Annotated in this window: 13 protein-coding genes; 8 read left to right on the top strand and 5 right to left on the bottom strand. The window is 71.6% G+C overall.

What is annotated here, in order from left to right; translation table 11 throughout:
• Window positions 1-28 precede the first annotated feature (28 nt).
• Window positions 29-1,015, top strand: coding sequence for a malate dehydrogenase (locus tag ABD331_RS30530; RefSeq protein ID WP_344481946.1), 987 nt, complete (start codon window positions 29-31; stop codon window positions 1,013-1,015).
• Between the two features lie 241 nt (window positions 1,016-1,256).
• Here ABD331_RS30530 and galE read toward each other — a convergent pair whose 3' ends face one another.
• Entirely contained in the window at window positions 1,257-2,204 is a 948-nt protein-coding gene (gene galE / locus ABD331_RS30525; protein ID WP_344481944.1) for a UDP-glucose 4-epimerase GalE, read from the bottom strand.
• Window positions 2,205-2,290: 86 nt separating this feature from the next.
• Between galE and ABD331_RS30520 the strand changes: the two genes are divergently transcribed.
• The 5 genes from ABD331_RS30520 to ABD331_RS30500 all read left to right on the top strand — a co-directional run bounded on the left by ABD331_RS30520 (window position 2,291) and on the right by ABD331_RS30500 (window position 8,584).
• Window positions 2,291-3,604 carry a hemolysin family protein gene (locus tag ABD331_RS30520; RefSeq protein WP_344481942.1) on the top strand — a complete coding sequence of 438 codons (1,314 nt, stop codon included), beginning with the start codon at window positions 2,291-2,293 and terminating at the stop codon, window positions 3,602-3,604.
• A 14-nt stretch (window positions 3,605-3,618) separates the two neighbouring features.
• Window positions 3,619-4,623 carry a tryptophan--tRNA ligase gene (gene trpS / locus ABD331_RS30515; protein WP_344481939.1) on the top strand — a complete coding sequence of 335 codons (1,005 nt, stop codon included), beginning with the start codon at window positions 3,619-3,621 and terminating at the stop codon, window positions 4,621-4,623.
• A gap of 141 nt (window positions 4,624-4,764) precedes the next feature.
• Window positions 4,765-6,225 carry an MFS transporter gene (locus ABD331_RS30510; RefSeq protein WP_344481937.1) on the top strand — a complete coding sequence of 487 codons (1,461 nt, stop codon included), beginning with the start codon at window positions 4,765-4,767 and terminating at the stop codon, window positions 6,223-6,225.
• Window positions 6,226-6,236: 11 nt separating this feature from the next.
• Window positions 6,237-7,676, top strand: coding sequence for a serine hydrolase domain-containing protein (locus tag ABD331_RS30505; RefSeq protein WP_344481934.1), 1,440 nt, complete (start codon window positions 6,237-6,239; stop codon window positions 7,674-7,676).
• Between the two features lie 68 nt (window positions 7,677-7,744).
• The gene (locus tag ABD331_RS30500) at window positions 7,745-8,584 is read left to right on the top strand and encodes an alpha/beta fold hydrolase (protein ID WP_344481931.1); all 840 of its coding nucleotides are present in this window, start codon (window positions 7,745-7,747) and stop codon (window positions 8,582-8,584) included.
• A 99-nt stretch (window positions 8,585-8,683) separates the two neighbouring features.
• Here the strand turns inward: ABD331_RS30500 and ABD331_RS30495 are convergent, their stop codons facing one another.
• From ABD331_RS30495 to ABD331_RS30485, 3 genes are all read right to left on the bottom strand, one after another.
• A complete protein-coding gene (locus tag ABD331_RS30495; protein WP_344481928.1) occupies window positions 8,684-8,956 on the bottom strand; it encodes a hypothetical protein in 273 nt (90 codons plus the stop codon).
• Between the two features lie 277 nt (window positions 8,957-9,233).
• Window positions 9,234-10,424 (bottom strand): helix-turn-helix domain-containing protein, encoded by a 1,191-nt coding sequence (locus ABD331_RS30490; protein ID WP_344481925.1) that lies wholly within the window; start codon window positions 10,422-10,424, stop codon window positions 9,234-9,236.
• Between the two features lie 106 nt (window positions 10,425-10,530).
• Window positions 10,531-10,989 (bottom strand): MarR family winged helix-turn-helix transcriptional regulator, encoded by a 459-nt coding sequence (locus ABD331_RS30485; protein ID WP_344481922.1) that lies wholly within the window; start codon window positions 10,987-10,989, stop codon window positions 10,531-10,533.
• Window positions 10,990-11,069: 80 nt separating this feature from the next.
• On the opposite strand from ABD331_RS30485, the gene ABD331_RS30480 reads away from it, so the two are divergent.
• A complete protein-coding gene (locus ABD331_RS30480; protein ID WP_344481919.1) occupies window positions 11,070-11,927 on the top strand; it encodes a haloalkane dehalogenase in 858 nt (285 codons plus the stop codon).
• Between the two features lie 296 nt (window positions 11,928-12,223).
• On the opposite strand, the gene ABD331_RS30475 is transcribed toward ABD331_RS30480, so the two are convergent.
• Window positions 12,224-12,727 (bottom strand): MarR family winged helix-turn-helix transcriptional regulator, encoded by a 504-nt coding sequence (locus tag ABD331_RS30475; RefSeq protein ID WP_344481916.1) that lies wholly within the window; start codon window positions 12,725-12,727, stop codon window positions 12,224-12,226.
• A 61-nt stretch (window positions 12,728-12,788) separates the two neighbouring features.
• On the opposite strand from ABD331_RS30475, the gene ABD331_RS30470 reads away from it, so the two are divergent.
• Window positions 12,789-14,069, top strand: a complete 1,281-nt coding sequence (locus tag ABD331_RS30470; RefSeq protein ID WP_344481914.1) for an amidohydrolase family protein — start codon at window positions 12,789-12,791, stop codon at window positions 14,067-14,069.
• Window positions 14,070-14,091: the final 22 nt, after the last annotated feature.

Raw genomic sequence — 14,091 nt, 5'->3', positions numbered from 1 at the left:
GAATCGTGCTGGGAGTTAGGGGAAGGCCATGGCGTCGTCAGCCACTGTGCCCGTCAAGGTGACCGTCACCGGAGCCGCCGGCCAGATCGGCTACGCATTGCTGTTCCGCATCGCGTCGGGGCAGCTTCTCGGCGCCGACGTGCCGGTCAAGCTCAGCCTGCTCGAGGTCCCGCAGGCGGTCAAGGCCGCCGAGGGCACCGCGATGGAGCTGGACGACTGCGCGTTCCCGCTGCTGTCCGGCATCGAGATCACCGACGACCCGAACGTCGCCTTCGACGGCGCCAACGTCGGCCTGCTGGTCGGCGCCATGCCGCGTAAGGCCGGCATGGAGCGCGGCGACCTGCTCGGCGCCAACGGCGGCATCTTCGGCCCGCAGGGCAAGGCCATCAACGACCACGCCGCCGACGACGTCAAGATCCTGGTCGTGGGCAACCCGGCCAACACCAACGCGCTGATCGCCCAGCAGAACGCGCCCGACGTGCCGGCCGACCGCTTCACCGCGATGACCAGGCTCGACCACAACCGCGCGCTGTCGCAGCTCGCCGCCAAGCTGCAGGTCCCGGTCTCCGAGATCAGGAACATGACGATCTGGGGCAACCACTCCGCCACGCAGTACCCGGACCTGTTCCACGCCGAGGTGGGCGGCAAGGTCGCGGCCGAGCAGGTCGAGCCCGGGTGGCTGAAGGACACGTTCATCCCGACGGTGGCCAAGCGCGGCGCCGCCATCATCGAGGCCCGTGGCGCGTCCTCGGCCGCCTCGGCCGCCAACGCCGCGATCGACCACGTCTACGACTGGGTCAACGGCACCGAGTGGACCTCGGCCGCGGTGGTCTCCGACGGCTCGTACGGCGTGCCGGAGGGCCTCATCTCGTCGTTCCCGGTGCGTGCGGCGGGCGGCAGGTTCGAGATCATCCAGGGCCTGGAGATCGACGCCTTCTCCCGCGAGCGCATCGACGCCAGCGTGGCCGAGCTGGCCGAGGAGCGCCAGGCGGTCAAGGAGCTGGGCCTCATCTGAGCTGCTCACTCGGAACGCGCGCCCTCGTCCGGGGGCGCGCGTTCGGTGTTTCTACGGCGGCACCACTTCGGGGCAGGACGCCGGTCCGGTGGCCGGAGCGGGCGGCGGGGTGGCGAAGATGACGCCTGCCGCGGCCAGGGCGCTGCAGACCACGATGAGGGCACCGAAGATCAGCTTCGTGACCCTTGGTGAAAAGCTCCTCACATTTCGGTATCACAGCACACATTCCCGCTCCGTATGGTCATTTCCCAGAAAGCGCTCCCCAGGCGTCGGAGACGATGTCGCGCAGCGCCGCCCGCTCGGGCTTCCAGCCCAGCTCGCGCTGGATCCTGGCGGACGAGGCCACCAGCACCGCCGGATCGCCCGGCCGCCGGTCGCCGACCACGGCGGGGATCTCGTGCCCGGTGACCTCGCGGCAGACCGAGATCACCTCCTGCACGGAGAAGCCGGCGCCGCTGCCCAGGTTGTAGACCCGGTGCTCGCCGGGCGTGACCGCGTCCAGCGCCAGCAGGTGGGCCTTGGCCAGGTCGCAGACGTGGATGTAGTCGCGCACGCAGGTGCCGTCGGCCGTGGGGTAGTCGGTGCCGAACACGCTGACCGACTCGCGCTCGCCGGTCGCCACCTTCAGCACGTTCGGGATGAGGTGGGTCTCGACCGCGTGCCGCTCGCGGAAGCGCCCGTAGGCGCCGGCCACGTTGAAGTAGCGCAGGCTCACCGCGCCCAGCCCGCGCTGCCGGGCGTAGGCGCTCAGCGCGGTGTCCACGGCCAGCTTCGAGGCGCCGTACGGGTTGGTCGGGCGCGTCGGGTCGCCCTCCTCGATCGGCGAGCGCTCGGGCTCCCCGTACGTGGCCGCCGTCGAGGAGAACACGATCCGCCCCACGCCATGGTCGCGCATGGCGTCGAGCAGCCCCAGCGTCCCGCCCAGGTTGTTGGCCCAGTAGAGGCCCGGCTGCTGCACCGACTCGCCCACCAGCGACTTGGCCGCGAAGTGCAGCACCGCCTCCACGCCGTCGAGCGCCTGCCCTGCCTCGGTGATGTCGGCACGGACGAAACGGGCGCCCTCCGGCACGGCGTCCTCATGCCCCGTTGACAGGTCGTCGAGTACGGTCACCTCGTGCCCGGCCTCGATGAGCTGCGCGGCGACCACACTGCCGACGTATCCGGCTCCTCCGGTGACCAGTAGCCGCATGTGTACTCCTGTTCATATATGTTTGATTTTGTAAGGCTTGCCGTTCAGCATACGCGGGAAAGCCGACGAGTACGCTGCCAACCACCATGTTTGACACCGTCGCGGCCAACATCGCCCTGGTCCTGTTGTTCATCCTGATCGGGGGCTTCTTCGCCGCCGCAGAAATCGCCATGGTCTCCCTGCGCGACAGCCAGGTCCGCAAACTCTCGCAACGCGGACGTCGCGGTGAACGGGTGGCCAAGCTGGCCCGTGATCCCAACAGATTCCTGTCAGCCGTCCAGATCGGCGTGACCGTGGCCACCATGCTGTCGGCCGCGTTCGGCGCCGACCGGCTCGCGGCGCAGCTCGTGCCCGCGCTGGAGGGCTGGGGCGTGCCGGCGGCCGTGGCGCCCGTGCTCGCCCTGGTGCTGGTCACGCTGGCCATCTCGTACGTGTCGCTGGTGCTCGGGGAGCTGGCGCCCAAGCGGCTGGCGCTGCAACGGGCCGAGGGCCTGTCGCTGTACGTGGCGCCGTTCCTGGACCGCATCGCCGCCCTGTCGCGCCCGATCATCTGGACGCTGTCCAAGTCCACCGACGGCGTGGTGAAGCTGCTCGGCGGCAACCCGGGCGCCGACAGGGAGGAGGTCACCACCGAGGAGCTGCGCGACATGGTGGTGGGCCACACCGACCTGACCGCCGACGAGCGCAAGCTCATCGCCGAGGTGTTCGCGGCGGGCAAGCGGCAGCTCAGGGAGGTGATGCTGCCGCGCACCGAGGTCGAGTTCATGGAGGCCGACACGCCGCTGAGCGAGGCGGCCAGGCTGGCCGCCACGCTGCCGCACTCGCGCTTCCCCGTCTACCGCGACACCTACGACGAGGTCATCGGGTTCGTGCACGTCCGCGACCTGCTGGACCCCGAGCTGACCGGGCGCACCGAGCCGATCAGCGCGCTGGTGCCGATCAGGGCCGCCAAGTTCGTGCCCGCCTCCAAGCGCCTGCTCACCACGCTGAACGAGATGCGCGACGAGGGCCAGCACCTGGCCATCGTGGTGGACGAGTACGGCGGCACCGCCGGCATCGTCACCATGGAGGACTTGGTCGAGGAGCTGATCGGCGACATCAGGGACGAGTACGACGTCGAGGAGGACGTCGTGATCCTGCCCGCCGGAGAGATCGAGATCGACGGCCTGACGAACCTCAACGACTTCGCCACCGAGTCCGGCATCCGCCTGCCGGACGGCCCGTACGAGACGCTGGCCGGCTTCGTCATGGCGATGCTGGGCCACGTGCCGGCGGTCGGGGAGCGGGTGGAGTTCTCCGGCTTCGAGCTGACGGTCACCGAGCTGGACGGGCGGCGTATCGCCCGGGTGAGAGTGAAACGCCGAGCGGTCGTCGAGTCGCCCCCTGAGCAGGATTCCTGACACAATGGCCTGCTATGGCCAGACCTCGTGTACTCTCCGGCATCCAGCCCACCGCGGACTCCTTCCACCTGGGCAATTACCTGGGTGCGGTCCGCCAGTGGGTCACCATGCAGGAGACCCACGACGCCTTCTACTGCGTGGTGGACCTTCACGCGATCACCGTGCCGACGGAGGCCGACGCGCTGCGCCGGCGCAGCCGCGTGGCCGCCGCGCAGTTGTTCGCCGCCGGGCTCGACCCGGAGCGTTCCACCGTCTTCGTGCAGTCGCACGTGCGCGAGCACACCGAGCTGGCCTGGGTGCTGATCTGTCTCACCGGCATGGGCGAGGCCGGCCGGATGACGCAGTTCAAGGACAAGTCGGCCAAGTTCGGGGAGAGCGCGGCCAGCGTGGGCCTGTTCACCTACCCGATCCTCCAGGCCGCCGACATCCTGCTCTACCAGGCCAACCTGGTGCCGGTCGGCGCCGACCAGAAGCAGCACCTGGAGCTCACCCGCGACCTGGGCCAGCGCTTCAACCACCGCTTCGGTGACACCTTCACGCTGCCGGACCCGTACATCCTCAAGGAGGTCGAGAAGATCACCGACCTTCAGGACCCGACGGCGAAGATGTCGAAGTCGTCCTCCAGCCCCGCGGGCATCCTCGACGTGCTGGAGCAGCCGGGGCCGCTGCGCAAGAAGGTCATGCGGGCGGTCACCGACACGGGCTCCGAGGTGCTGTTCGACGAGGCGAACAAGCCGGGCATCTCCAACCTGCTGCGCATCCAGTCGGCGCTGACCGGCACGCCCATCCCCGAGCTGGTCGCCCGCTACGAGGGGCAGGGGTACGGCACGTTCAAGAAGGACGTGGCGGAGGCGGTGCTGGAGACGTTCGCGCCGATCAGGGAGCGTACGGAGAAGCTGCTGGCCGACGAGAAGGAGCTCGACCGCATGCTGGCCATCGGCGCCGAGCGGGCTTCGGCGGTGGCCAGGCAGACCATGGAGCAGGTCCGCGAGAGGGTGGGCTTCCTGCCCAAGCTGTAGATCTTCCGGAGGGGCCGGGCTGTGACAGCCCGGCCCTTTTTCGTGCCCGGAGAAGTACGACGTGCGCGGAGTTGCGTACGTATGTCACTCGTGCGTACAGTGTTCGCATACGGAGACGTTGTGCGCGAGAAGGTGAAGGTCATGTCTCATCGGCGACGGTGGTTGATCCTGGTGGTGCTCTGCCTGAGCACGGCCGTGCTGGTCATCGACAACATGGTGCTCAACGTGGCGATCCCGCCGCTGGCGGCGGAGCTGGGGGCGAGCGCCCAGGACATCCAGTGGATCATGGAGTCCTACCTGCTGGTGTTCGCCGGGCTGCTGCTCACCGCGGGCAGCCTGTCCGACCGGTACGGGCGCCGCAGGGTCCTGATCATCGGGCTGGCCCTGTTCGGGGTCGCCTCGCTGGCGGCCACCATTGCGACAGGCCCGGGGGAGCTGATCGCGGCCCGCGCGGTGATGGGCGTCGGCGGCGCGCTGATCATGCCGAGCACCCTGTCGATCCTGATCACCGTGTTCGACGAGGAGGAACGGCGCAAGGCCATGGCCGCCTGGAGCGCGGTCGCGATGACCGGGCTGATCGGCGGCCCGGTGCTGGGCGGCGTGCTCATCGCCTGGTTCTGGTGGGGCGCGGTCTTCCTGATCAACGTGCCGATCGCGATCGGCGCCATCGTCGCGGCCCTGCTGCTGATGCCCGAGTCCAGGGGCCCGGCCGTCAAGCTGGACCCGGCCGGCATGATTCTGTCGATGACCGGCATGACCGCGCTGGTCTGGACGATCATCGAGCTGCCCGAGCATGGTCCGCTCCAGGTCAGCGCGCTCGTGGCGGTGGCCGCGCTGGTGGCCTTCGTGCTGTGGGAGCTGCGCACGCCGTACCCGATGGTGCCGCTGGGCCTGTTCAGGAACCCCGACTTCAGCGGCGGCAGCCTCTCGCTCACGCTGGTCCAGATCGGCAACGGCGGCCTGCTGCTCGTGCTCACCCAGTACCTGCAGTTCGTGCTCGGCTACACGCCCACGCAGGCCGGGCTGGCCTTCATCCCCATGGCGGTGGCCTCGCTGGCCTGCAACGCGCTCGGCGCGACGCTCGGCGCCAGGGTCGGCAACCGCGTGCTGGCCACCGGCGGGATGGTCGTGGTGGCCGGGGCGTTCGCGCTGCTGGCCACCGTGTCGGCCGGCGACGGCTTCCTGGTGACGGGCGCCGCGCTGTTCCTGCTGGGCGCCGGCGGCGGCCTGGCCTCACCGGCCGCCATCTCCGCGCTCATGGGCGCCGTCCCGCAGGAGCAGGCCGGCGTCGGCTCCGCGCTGAACGACACCATCCAGCAGATGGGCGCCGCGCTCGGCGTGGCCGTGCTCGGCAGCGTCGTCGCCGGCGGCTTCACCGGCGCCATGCCCGCCTCCGCCCCCGAGCAGGCGCGCAGGTCGCTGCCCGACGCCCTCGCCGCCGGCGACCCGGGGCTGGCGCAGGCCGCCCGCGACGCCTTCACCGGCGCCATGTCCACCGGCTTCCTCATCAGCGCCGCCGGGGTGCTGATGGCCGCCGTCCTCGCGTACGCGGTCATGCGGCCCCGTACCGAGCGGCTCGTCCCCGTCCTCACCACTCACTAAAGGAGATCATCATGACGAACGTGAACCACGACGAGCAGGGCAACTGGCGCGCCGAGGGCGGCTGGGGCTCGGCCGACTCCCAGGGGCGCAGGCTCGACCTCGCCCGCTGGCAGGCCCGCCTGGACGAGCTGCGCGACAAGCACCACGTGCCCGGCGCCCAGCTCGCCATCCTGACCGGCGGCACCGTGCACGAGCTGGCCAGCGGGGTGCTGCACCGTGGCACGGGCCACGAGGTGACGGCCGACTCGGTGTTCCTGAGCGGCTCGATCGCCAAGGTCTACACCGCCGCCCTGGTCATGACGCTGGTGGACGAGGGCCTGCTGACCCTGGACACGCGGGTCGTGGACGTGCTGCCCGAGTTCGGCACCCCCGACCCCGAGGCCACCGCGAAGATCACCGTCAGGCAGCTCCTGTCGCACACCGGCGGCGTGACCAACGACTTCAACCACGACACCGGCCGCGGTGACGACTGCCTCGCCGAATACGTCAAGGCCGCCAGGGACGTGGCCCTCGACTGCCCGCCCGGCACGCTCTCCTACGGCGGCCTCGGCTACGTCGTCCTCGGCCGGCTCGTCGAGGTGCTGACCGGCCGGACCTGGGACGAGGCGCTCAGGGAACGCCTCTTCGCCCCGCTCGGCCTCGGCCACTCGATGACGCTGCCCGAGGAGGCGCTGCGCTTCCGCGTCGCCATGAGCCACCTCGGCGAGCCGGGCGCCTACCCCGACCCCGCGCCCGTCTGGGACATGATGCCGCGCTCCGTCGGCCCGGCCGCCCGCATCATCACCTCCGCCGGCGACATGGCGCGCTTCGCCGGCATGCACCTGGCGGGCGGCGCCGCTCCCGACGGCGCCCGGGTCCTGTCCGCCGCGTCCGTCGCGGCGATGCAGCACAGGGAGACGGACGTTCCCGACAAGTGGACCGTCAGCGCCGACGGCTGGGGCCTCGGCTGGACCCTGTACGACTGGGACGGCATCGCCGGCTACGGCCACGACGGCGCCGCCATCGGCCAGTACGGCTACCTGCGCGTCGTCCCCGAGGCCGGCGTCGCCGTCGCCCTGCTCACCAACGGCGGCGCCGCCCGCCGCCTGTACGCCGACCTGTTCGCGGAGCTGCTGCGCGAGCTGGCCGGGGTCAGGATGCCCGAGCCCTTCGCTCCGGCAGCCGAGCCGCCCGCGATCGACTGGGCGACGCTGAACGGCACCTACCGGCGCGAGGGCGTGGTGATCACCGTGACCGAGGGGCGGATGCGGTACGAGTTCGTGGACGGCATGAAGGACCTGTCGCCCCCGCTGGACATGGAGCTGGCGCCCGTCACGGACACGGTCTTCGCGGCCTCCGGCGCGGGGCCGTCCTTCAGCGAGGACTACATGCCCGTCGTCTTCGCCACCCTCACCGATGGGACGCGGTGCGTCTACGTCGGCATGCGCGCCACACCCAAGGTCACCGCGTAACTGGATGGCCTTGCCAGGCTTCCTTAGCGGCGCTAAATTCAGGCTTAGCACCGCTAAGGAGCGTTCTCATGATCTTGACAGCGAAGGCCGCGGACGGCACGCAGGCACGCGCCATCGACGAGGGCGGCGGCACCCCCGCCGTCCTCGTCCTGCACCCGGGCCTGGACGACGGGGCCTCCTGGGCGGCGGTGGCCGCGCGGCTGGCCGCACACCACCGCGTCGTACGACTCCACCGCCGGCGCTACCGGCTGGACCTCGACCGGCAGACCCCGTGCACGGTCGCGCAGGAGGTCGAGCACACCCTCGCGGTGGCCGAGGCGATGGGAGCCGGGCCCGTGGTGCTCGCCGCGCACTCCTCGGGCGCCGTGATCGCGCTGGAGGCCCTGGTGGCGGCGCCGTCAGCCTTCGCGGGCGCGGTCCTGTACGAGCCGCCGGTCGTCATCGGCACGCCGCTGGGCGGCCCCGACGGGGAGGTGCACCGCCGGGCCCGCGCCGCGATCGCCGCCGGGCGGCCCGGCCGGGCCATGCGCATCTTCGTGCGCGACACGGTGCGCATGCCCGGCTGGGTGGCGCTGCTGTCGGGGCTCTTCGTGGCCGTGGTGCCCAGGATGCGGGCCCTGGCGCCGCGCCAGATCGAGGACAACGCCGCGATGGACGAGCTGGGGGTGCGCCTGGACGCGTACGCGCGGATCTCGATGCCGGTGGTCCTGCTGGGGGGTGACCGCAGCCCGGCGCACCTGGGGGAGCGGCTGGACGCGCTGGAGCGCGTGCTGCCCGGCGCGCGGCGGGTGCTGCTGACCGGCCAGGGCCACACGGCGCACGCCAAGGCGCCGGACCGGGTCGCCGAGGTCGTCGCCGGCCTCGCGGCGGAGGTGGCGAGGGAGGCGGGGGAGGCGGGGGAGAGCTGAGCCGAACGGGCCCGGCGTCCCGGGGGTCCGGGAAGCCGGGCGGAGGCCGGGGGATCGGGGATCGGGGGCTCGCGGGTCAGGCGGAGCAGGGGCCGGGGGTCAGGTGAAGCGGGGGTTGTGGGGGCTGTGCAGGAGGCTGGCCTGGCGGGCCAGCGTGGAGGCGAGAGTGATCGCGTCGGAGCAGCCGATGCTCTCCAGCACCCCCTGCGCCGACAGTTGCGCCGTCATGGGCCGCAGCAGGACGGCCGTCCAGCGGGCCGTGCCTGGCGCGTCGACGCGGAAGTGGATCTCCCAGGCCGGGTACGTGCTGCGCAGGGCGTCGAGCTGCCGCCCCGCCAGCGGCCACTCGGTCTCGAACGGCGTCCCCGTCATCTCCTCCGCGCCGCCCGGTGCACGCGGAGGAGGGCACGCAGGGCGGCCAGGCTGGGCCTGGTGAGGCGGGTCTCGTCATGGCTGGCGGTCCACCCGGAGTGATCTCGTTCGAACGACCACCCGGGGAACTCTCGCGCAGCCTCCTGGAGCAGTCGTTCCATGACGAAATCGGCACTCGGCGCACTGGTCATGGACGCAGAGTCGCATCCAGGCGCCGTTGCGTGACGAACTCAGGCGAAAGATCTCCCCGTTCGGATCGACCGAACACAGAGTTCGCTCAGATGGGGATGTCGTGGCGCTCGGCGAGATAGCGAACCTCCGGCGCCCACGACGGCCTGGCCCGCCGCGCCAGCGACCGGACCATCTCGCGCAGCAGCAGCTTGTGGTCGAGTTCCTCCGGGCATTCGCGCTCGATCCGCAGCAGGTGGAGCAGGCTGGCGGCGTCGTCGCCGAGGTCCTCGCAGGCGCGGGCGACGTGGCCGAGGTGGGTGGTGCGGCGCTCGATGGACGGCGTGCGGCGCAGGTCGATGTCGTCGGCCAGGTGCAGCACCGCCTCGGGGCGGCCGGTGTCGTTCTCGATGCTGGCCATGTGGATGGCGACGTTGGTGGGGCCGAAGAAGGCCAGGTCGTAGGCGCTGGAGGAGTCGTCGACGCGTTCGGCCAGCCGCGCCGCCTCGCCGCGTACCCGCTCCCTGGCCTCGTCGTCGGCCCCCATGCGGGCCTCGCCGATGGCGGCGAGCAGGTGCAGCGCACCGAGCGCCTTGATGTGGCGTTCGTCGCCGTCGCCGACGTGCGGTTCGAGCTGCTCGATGCCGCGCCGCGCCACGTCGTAGGCGATCTGGTGCATGTCGTCGGACAACATCGACTGCCCCAGGTTCCAGTACGCCCACGCGATCATCAGCGGGTCGCCGGACTCCTCGGCGAAGCGCATCGCCCGGTCGGCGGCCAGGTGCGCGAGGTCCACCCGCCGCAGGTGCTTGAGCACCCCTCTGGCCAGCAGGTACGCGTCCGTCGCCACGCTGTACGACCGCTGGGTGCGATCCAGCGCGAGGCTCTCGGCGTCGCCCACCAGGGACGGCAGCGCGGCCATGAGGATCGAGTAGCGGCGCGTGGAGGTGAACCAGGCGTTGCGCGCCGCCGCCACCCGTTCGGAGAGCTGCTCGGCGTCGGGCGGCTCGATGTCGGGCCCCAGCGACCGGCAGGTGAACAGCGCGCGCTCGATGTCGCTGATCTGCGGCCTGCTCGGCTCGTGCGAGTCGCGCGGCGTCTCCCCCAGGAGCACGGCGGTGCGCACCCCGAGCACCTTGGCGATCTCGCGCAGCAGGGGGAGCGAGGGTGTTCGTTTGCCGTGCTCGATCAGCTCGATGTGCCTGGGGGTGCAGCCGGACTGGGTGGCCAGCGCGGTGGTGCTCATCCCCCTGCGCTCGCGCTGGAGCCTGACCATCTGCCCGGTGCTGATTTCGGCCATGGGCGTGACGCCTCCTGGATCGGTCCCAACAGCACTCAGGCTAGGGCTCCCGATGTCCCGCTGCCATGGTTTCCGCCCTGCTCACCCGCCCTGTTCACCCACCTGTTCAGCGCCGCGAATGATGGGCCAGCAGGCGGGCGAGGAGAGCGGAGAACTGCTCACGTTCCGGTCCGCTCAGCGGGGCGAGCAGGTCGTCCTGGAGGTCGGAGATCAGCTTGTCGAGCCGCTCCAGGTGGCGGCGGCCCGAGGCGGTCATGGTGACGACGTTGCGGCGGCGGTCGGCGGGGTCCGGGGTGCGCTCGACGTGGCCGCGCTCCTCCAGCTCGTTGATCACGGCGACCATGTCGCTGCGGTAGATGCTGGTGCGCCTGCTCAGCTCGGCCTGGCTCACGGGGCCGGCCTCGCGCAGCGCGGCCAGCGCGGCGTAGTGCCACTTGCGGGCGTCCGCCGCGCCGAGCCCCTCGTTGAACAGCCGGTCGGAGTACATCGCGACCAGGGACAACGTCCGGCTGGGCAGGGCGCGGAGCGCTTCGGGGGTGGCCTGTTCTTCCATCTCGTGAGTCACACGCACGATCCTACCTGTTGCGTTAGTGGCACTAACGATGTACGTTCGTTAGTGCCACTAACGGTTTGGAAGGACCGGACATGCCTGAGATCAAGGTGCTCGACTCGACCCTCTACCACGAGGACCAGGGGGAGGGCGTCCCCTTCGTCTTCCTGCACGGCAACCCCGCCTCCTCCCGCATCTGGCGTGCGGTGCTGCCGGGCGTCGCCGCGCCCGGCCGCCGCCTGCTCGCCCCCGACCTGATCGGCATGGGCCGCTCGGGCCGGCCCGACGTGCCGTACCGGTTCGACGACCACGCCCGCTACCTCGACGCCTGGTTCGACGCGCTGGGGCTGGACGAGGTGGTGCTGGTCGGGCACGACTGGGGCGGCGCGCTGGCGTTCGACTGGGCTGCCCGCCACCCCGGCCGCACGCGCGGCGTGGCGTTCCTGGAGACCTTCGTCCGGCCGCTCGACTCGGCCGAACTGGGCGACGGGCCGCGCGCCAGGGCCGAGCTCATCAGGAGCGCCGAGGGCGAGACGCTGGTGCTGGACAAGAACATCCTGCTGGAGACCGCGTTCACCGGCGGCGTGCTGCACCCGCTGAGCGAGGAGGAGCGGCGGCCGTACCTGGAGCCGTACCCGACGAGGGAGAGCCGCCGGCCGCTGCTGCAGTGGGCGCGCTCGCAGCCCATCGACGGCGACCCGGCCGACGTGGTCGAGCGGATCTCGGCCTACGGCAAGTGGCTCGCCACCACCGATGAGGTGCCCAAGCTGCTGCTCACCTTCGACTCCTCGCCCACGCTGCTCATCACCGAGGCGATGGCCGCCTGGTGCGCGGGCAACATCGCCGGCCTGCAGACCGAGCACTGCGGCCCGGCCGGTCACCACGCGCCCGAGGACAGCCCCCACGCCATCGCCACCGCCATCGCGACCTGGGCCACGCGCCAGGGCCTCTGAGGATGCCCGGCAAGGCCTCCAGGGGCGCGCCGCGCGCATGGCGACCCCCGCCGCGCGCTCGCCTCCTCAGCGCACGCCTCACAGACCCCGCCACGCGCGACGGGAGTCGCCAGTCGCGCGGTGTCGCCTGCGCCGCGTCAATGCGCGCAGCGGGGGCGCAATGCGCGTGGCGGGGGCGCTCTGCAGGCGGCGGGGGCGCAATGCGCTCGACGGCGCCTGCGCGGCGCGCGGCCGGGCTGTGAGTCGCGCGACGGGGGTCGCGAGTCGCGCGGTGAGGGGTGCGGGGGTGGGCGGGGTCAGCGGGGGCGGCGGCGGCTCAGGTGGGTGAGGACCTCGCGCAGGGCGTCCGCCGCCTGCCGGATGCTCTCATCCGGGACGCCGGCGGCGACGTCCTGGTAGGCGCCGGCGGTGGTCTCCAGCGCCGCCACCGCCAGCCGCCGCCCCTCGGCGGTGAGCCGGACCCAGCGGCTGCGCGCGTCCCCCTCGTCGGCCTCCCGCTCCACGTGCCCCGCCGCGCTCAGCCGCTGCAGCACGTTGCTGATGCCGCCCGAGGTGAGGAAGAGCGACTTGGCCAGCTCGCTGGGCCTCATCCGGTACGACGGCGCCCGCAGCAGCGCCGCCAGCACGTCGAACTCGGCGTACGTCAGCCCCAGCTCCGCCAGGTCGCCCTTGATGGCCTGCTCGAACAGCATGTTGAGGCGCGAGATGCGCTTGCCCAGCTCAAGGGTGGCGATGAGCGACGACGACAGGCCCGCTTCCTGCCAGCGGGGCACCATCGCGTCGATCTCGTCCGGTTTCACGTGATCGAGGATACCCATCAGCGGATTGCTTTCTGAAAAGCTTCCTCTTAAGCTTTTGGCTATGACATCCACCATCCTGATCAAGAACGGTGTCGTCATCGACACCGAGCCCGAGCCCGTGGTGCTGGGTCGGGTGGACGTACGCGTCGACGGCAGCAGGATCACCGAGGTCGGCCCCGGCCTCCCCGCCGAGCCGGGAGCGGAGGTGATCGACGCGACCGGCGCCCTCGTGCTGCCCGGCTTCGTCGACACGCACCGCCACACCTGGCAGGCCGGCATCAGGGCGGTCGCGCCCGACATCGACTTCCGCGGCTACATGCGGCGGATCATCACCGAGTTGGCTCCCAACCACCGCCCCCGCGACCTGTACGCGGGCAACCTGGCCGGCGCGCTGGAGTGCCTCGACTCCGGCGTCACCACGCTGCTCGACTGGTCGCACGCCCAGTTCAGCCCCGAGCACACCGGCGAAGCCGTGCGGGCGCTGCGCGCGTCCGGCATCAGGGCGGTCTTCGGCTACTGCTACGGCGGCGAGCCCGGCGGGCTGGCGGCGGAGACCAGGCGCGTGCGCGAGACGCACTTCGGCGCGCCCGGCCTGGTCACGATGGCGCTCGCCGCGCTCGGGCCGGAGATCGTCGGCGAGGAGCGCGCGCTGGAGGAGTGGCGGCTGGCCGCCGAGCTGGGCCTGCCGGTGACCGCGCACCTGGGCGGGCACGGCAGCGAGAGCGCCGCGCGGGGGCTGGCGTTCCTGGAGGAGAACGGGCTGCTGGCGACCCCCACCACGTTCGTGCACGCGCTGTACTACACCGACGAGCAGCTCAAGCGCATCGCGGCCACGGGCGCCACCGCCTCGGTCTCGCCCGTGGACGAGATGAACCTCGGCATCGGCTACCCCACCACCGGCAGGCTCAGGGCGGCGGGCATCCCGACCGGGCTCAGCGCCGACACGGTGGTGTGCTCGCCCGGCGACATGTTCAGCCAGATGCGCACCGCCCACCTGCTCGAACGCGGCCGGCCCGACGGCGCGGGCCTCGGCTTCACCACCCGCGACGCGCTGCGCATGGCCACCTTCGAAGGCGCCCAGGTGGTCGGGCTCGGCGAGGTCGTCGGCTCGCTGCGGCCGGGCAAGCAGGCCGACCTGCAGCTCCTGCGCACCGACCGGCTCGGCATGGCGAGCGCGCACGACCCCATCGCCGCCGTCGTGCTGAACGCCGATACTGGCTGCGTGGACACCGTCATGGTCGGAGGGCGTGTGGTGAAGCGTGGTGGGCAGTTGCTCCATCACGATCTGCCCGTGGTTCTGGCGGCCCTGGCGGAGACCGCCGAGGCGGTGGTCGTGATGTGATCGCCTCTGTAGGAAGAGGGGT

Source organism: Nonomuraea monospora (assembly GCF_039531895.1).
In the GTDB taxonomy this organism is placed as follows: Bacteria; Actinomycetota; Actinomycetes; order Streptosporangiales; family Streptosporangiaceae; genus Nonomuraea; species Nonomuraea monospora.
Note: the sequence above shows the minus strand (reverse complement) of the source record. Positions and strands in the feature narration are given on the sequence as shown.

Coding starts and splice junctions, on each gene's coding strand:
- ABD331_RS30530 (WP_344481946.1), top strand. CDS start 29: ATGGCGTCGTCAGCCACTGTGCCCGTCAAGGTGACCGTCACCGGAGCC.
- galE (WP_344481944.1), bottom strand. CDS start 2,204: ATGCGGCTACTGGTCACCGGAGGAGCCGGATACGTCGGCAGTGTGGTC.
- ABD331_RS30520 (WP_344481942.1), top strand. CDS start 2,291: ATGTTTGACACCGTCGCGGCCAACATCGCCCTGGTCCTGTTGTTCATC.
- trpS (WP_344481939.1), top strand. CDS start 3,619: ATGGCCAGACCTCGTGTACTCTCCGGCATCCAGCCCACCGCGGACTCC.
- ABD331_RS30510 (WP_344481937.1), top strand. CDS start 4,765: ATGTCTCATCGGCGACGGTGGTTGATCCTGGTGGTGCTCTGCCTGAGC.
- ABD331_RS30505 (WP_344481934.1), top strand. CDS start 6,237: ATGACGAACGTGAACCACGACGAGCAGGGCAACTGGCGCGCCGAGGGC.
- ABD331_RS30500 (WP_344481931.1), top strand. CDS start 7,745: ATGATCTTGACAGCGAAGGCCGCGGACGGCACGCAGGCACGCGCCATC.
- ABD331_RS30495 (WP_344481928.1), bottom strand. CDS start 8,956: ATGACGGGGACGCCGTTCGAGACCGAGTGGCCGCTGGCGGGGCGGCAG.
- ABD331_RS30490 (WP_344481925.1), bottom strand. CDS start 10,424: ATGGCCGAAATCAGCACCGGGCAGATGGTCAGGCTCCAGCGCGAGCGC.
- ABD331_RS30480 (WP_344481919.1), top strand. CDS start 11,070: ATGCCTGAGATCAAGGTGCTCGACTCGACCCTCTACCACGAGGACCAG.
- ABD331_RS30470 (WP_344481914.1), top strand. CDS start 12,789: ATGACATCCACCATCCTGATCAAGAACGGTGTCGTCATCGACACCGAG.